3 protein-coding genes are annotated in these 3490 nt (G+C 68.7%); 1 reads left to right on the forward strand and 2 read right to left on the reverse strand.

All coding sequences use genetic code 11. The features are described from left to right. Window positions 1-46 precede the first annotated feature (46 nt). Both ACFU3E_RS38265 and ACFU3E_RS38270 read right to left on the reverse strand, forming a co-directional pair. Window positions 47-220 carry a CsbD family protein gene (locus ACFU3E_RS38265; protein ID WP_097222607.1) on the reverse strand — a complete coding sequence of 58 codons (174 nt, stop codon included), beginning with the start codon at window positions 218-220 and terminating at the stop codon, window positions 47-49. Between the two features lie 113 nt (window positions 221-333). Beyond that, window positions 334-2019 carry a hypothetical protein gene (locus tag ACFU3E_RS38270; RefSeq protein WP_384169398.1) on the reverse strand — a complete coding sequence of 562 codons (1686 nt, stop codon included), beginning with the start codon at window positions 2017-2019 and terminating at the stop codon, window positions 334-336. A 598-nt stretch (window positions 2020-2617) separates the two neighbouring features. On the opposite strand from ACFU3E_RS38270, the gene ACFU3E_RS38275 reads away from it, so the two are divergent. Continuing rightward, entirely contained in the window at window positions 2618-3445 is an 828-nt protein-coding gene (locus ACFU3E_RS38275; protein ID WP_384169401.1) for an SAM-dependent methyltransferase, read from the forward strand. Window positions 3446-3490 lie beyond the last annotated feature (45 nt).

Genomic DNA, 3490 nt, shown 5'->3' on the forward strand with positions numbered 1-3490 from the left:
GTGTATAAGAGACAGCCATGGGGGCGCGGCACCGCCGCCACTGACCTCAGTGCTTGAAGACGTCCTTGGTCTTTTCCTTGGCCTGCCGGGCGTCGCCCTTCGACTGCTCGGCCCGGCCCTCGGCCGTCAGGCGCTCGTTACCCACCGCACGGCCGATCGTCTCCTTGGCCTTGCCCTTGGCCTGCTCGGCCTTGGCCTTGCCCTTCTGCTCTCCAGCCACGGTTCGTTCACTCCAGGTCGTGTCCGACTACGGGGTCACGGCACGAGTGACCGGTAAAGCGGCAGTTCAAACGCGCCACGTCACTGTTGGTCGAGACCTCGTGGCCCAGCGGGTCAGTGGCAGCACCCGTCGGCCGCCGCCTGGGGACCGGGGGTGGTGTCCAGGCGGCAGAAGCACGAGGCCTGGATCGGCACGTCGGCCAGCGCGGTCGCGAGTTTGAGCTGGTGAGCCACGAGGGCCGCCTCGCCGGTCCTGCCCGTCCGGAGCAGGCATTCGTGGAAGCCGTGCAGGGCCCACACGTTGCCGGGGTGCTGCAGGGGGCGGGGCAGGGTGTCGTCGAGGCCGAGGTCCGCGCGGTAGACGGCCTCGGCCTCCGCCACGCGTCCCTGCTCCAGCAGCAGCGCTCCGTAGGCGTGGCGGGTGGGCTGCATCCAGCCCCAGGGCTCGTCGTAGGGGAGGTTGTCGTCCAGCTCGATGGAGCGCTCCAGGGCGGCGAAGGCGAGGTCGTACCGGCCCCTGCGGTATTCGAGCTCGCCGTCCAGCATGGCGGCCGCGATCGCGAGGATGTCCGCGCAGGTGTTGTTGAACAGCATCCGCGTCTCGGGCACCCGGCTCACCGCCTCGCGGAAGAGCTCGCGCTCGGACTCGGCCCGGTCGACCTCGCCGGTGGCGGAGAGGGCGACGCCCCGGGCGTAGTGCCGCATGGCGACGGTCACCGTGTAGAGCTCGGGGTCCGTGGGGGCGGGCAGTGCGAGGATCTCGCTCCAGCGGCCGAAGCGGATCAGGATGTGGACGCGCATGGCCAGGAAGGCCTCGAGCCAGTCGGCCATCGGAGGGCTCGTGACGCGGAGCAGGTCCTCGGGAATGGCGGCTTCCAGCTGGTCGGCGGTGTCGAGGGCGACCTGCGCCTGGCCGAGGAACAGGGCACCGTAGATCTTGAAGTGGTAGTTGTGCGCCCGGTAGAGGGTGTAGAACTTCATCGCCCCGGAACGCCGGAGGTACTTCTCGTCGGCGGCGATCGCGTCGCTGTTGGCCGCGACGACCTGGCGGTAGTCGCCGCACAGGACGTCCAGGTGTGAGGGCATGTGGAGCAGGTGCCCGGCGTCGGGCACGAGGCCGCGCAGGCGGTCGCCGACGGTGAGGGCCTGCTCCGGCGTCGGGGACATCTCCATCAGGTGGATGTACAGGTGCAGGATGCCCGGATGCCGCACGCCGGGCTCGGTGGCGAGGGCGTCCTCCAGCACGGCCCTGGCCTCGGTGGTCCGGGCACCCTCGGCCGGCAGCCCGGTCTTGAGATCCCACAGCTGCCACGGGGTGAGGTTCATCAGGGCGTCGGCGTACAGGGTGGCGATGTCCAGGTCGCCGGGCGCCAGTTCGTACACGACGCGCATCGCGTCCGCGTAGGGCTCGTTCCACACCGAGCAGTCCTCTACGGCCTCGGACTGCGGATAGCGGGCCCGCAGTGCGCCGATGAGGGCCTGCTCGACCGGAGTGGCACCGGCGGCCTTCTCATGCGCCCGTTCCACCGCGGCGTGCGTGCGCTCGACGGTCCGCACCAGTTCCTCACCCTCGAAGAATTCCCAGGGCTTGTTGTAGTTCGGACCCAGCGCGTAGGCGATGCCCCAATACGCCATCGCACAGTCCGGATCGGCCTCGGTCGCCTTTTCGAAGCAGGCGACGGCTTCCTCGTGGTGGAAGGCGTACGTCCACACCAGACCGCGATCGAACCAGAGTTGAGCGTCGTCGGAGGACGTGGTGACGGTACGGCTGTGCGTGCCGAGATCGTAATAGTCGCCCATGATTTCTCCTGGGAAAGCGGCCGGGGCCGTGAGAATAGCGGTTGCGGACACGCCCTCGACTTCCGATCAATTCTCGTATTTCCAGATTAGCGGTTCGGAAAGCGGTGAAGTGTGCCGCGCGGCTTCCCGCGTACGGGACACACACCGAGAGCCTGTCCCGGCCCGGCCGCCGGACGAGGGCGAGCTCCGACCGGCAAAGGCTGGACCAGCGGAGCTGCCGGAGCGCGCCTGCGGAGGACAGTGGCTGACCGGCGCCAGGAGCCGCTCGTCCCGGGTGGCCTGTGCCGCATGGGCCGCATGGGCCGCATGGGCCGCATGGGCCGCATGGGCCGCATGGGCGAGCATCTGCGTGGAAGTGACACACCGTGCGCCCGTGATCAGCCGGAAGGGTAGTGCGCCGGCGGGTACCCGCCCCCGACCCTGGTGACGCAAAGCGTGCGAACGGTTACATAGGGCGCATAGGGCGGCGCGGGCGGCGGTCATCTTGTCGTTCGATCGTGGGCACTTCGTCAGTGGGCTGGCACCGCCCAACTCTCGCTCCCTAGGATGTACTTCCTGTCCAGCCAGTCCGTTGGCGCGGCACCTTGCAGGGGGAACGATGCACTCCGAGAAGCAGTTGTCCACCGAGATCGACGCGAACGTGCCGACGGCCGCGCGCATGTACGACCACTACCTGGGCGGCAAGGACAACTACGCGGCCGACCGCGCAGCGTGCGAGGAACTCGACAAGGTGGTGCCCAGCACGCGCCGCCTGGCCCTCAACAACCGGCGCTTCCTCCAGCGGGTCGTCAAGACCCTCTCCGAGGAGTACGGCATCCGGCAGTACCTGGACCACGGGTCCGGCCTGCCGACGCAGGACAACGTGCACCAGGTCGCCCAGCGCATCGACCCCAACACCCACGTGGTCTACGTCGACAACGATCCGATGGTGCTGGTCCACGGCCGGGCGCTGCTGGAGCAGGACGAGCGCACGACGGTCATCCACGCGGACATGCGTGAGACCGACCTGATCTTCGGCCACGCCGACACCAAGCGGCTGATCGACTTCGACGAGCCGGTGTGCGTGCTCTTCAACTCGGTGTTCCACTGCATCCAGGACAGCGACACCGACGGACCGCTCGCGGTGGCCCGCCGGGTGCGGGAACGGCTCGCGCCCGGCAGCTTCATGGTGATGTGCCAGCTGGTCAGCGAGGACCCCGAGGTCCGCGCCTTCGTCACGAACTTCATGGACCAGGCGACCCAGGGCAACTGGGGCCGCGTGCGTGAACCGAAGGACGTGGAGACGTACTTCGAGGGCCTGGAGATCCTGGAGCCGGGGCTCGTGGAGGTGTCCACGTGGCGCCCGGACACCGAGGTGGCTCCCCGTCAGCTCACCCACGAATGGATCGAGTTCGGCGGTGTCGGGCGGATTCCCCTGGTGAAGTGACCTGGAGAAGTGACCGAGATGCCTCGCGCGGGACGGTGGCCGTCC

It is taken from the genome of Streptomyces sp. NPDC057424 (assembly GCF_042803315.1).
Taxonomy (GTDB): domain Bacteria; phylum Actinomycetota; class Actinomycetes; order Streptomycetales; family Streptomycetaceae; genus Streptomyces.

Excerpts from the sequence above, each read along its gene's own strand:
- ACFU3E_RS38270 (WP_384169398.1), bottom strand. The coding sequence starts at position 2,019 with ATGGGCGACTATTACGATCTCGGCACGCACAGCCGTACCGTCACCACG.
- ACFU3E_RS38275 (WP_384169401.1), top strand. The coding sequence starts at position 2,618 with ATGCACTCCGAGAAGCAGTTGTCCACCGAGATCGACGCGAACGTGCCG.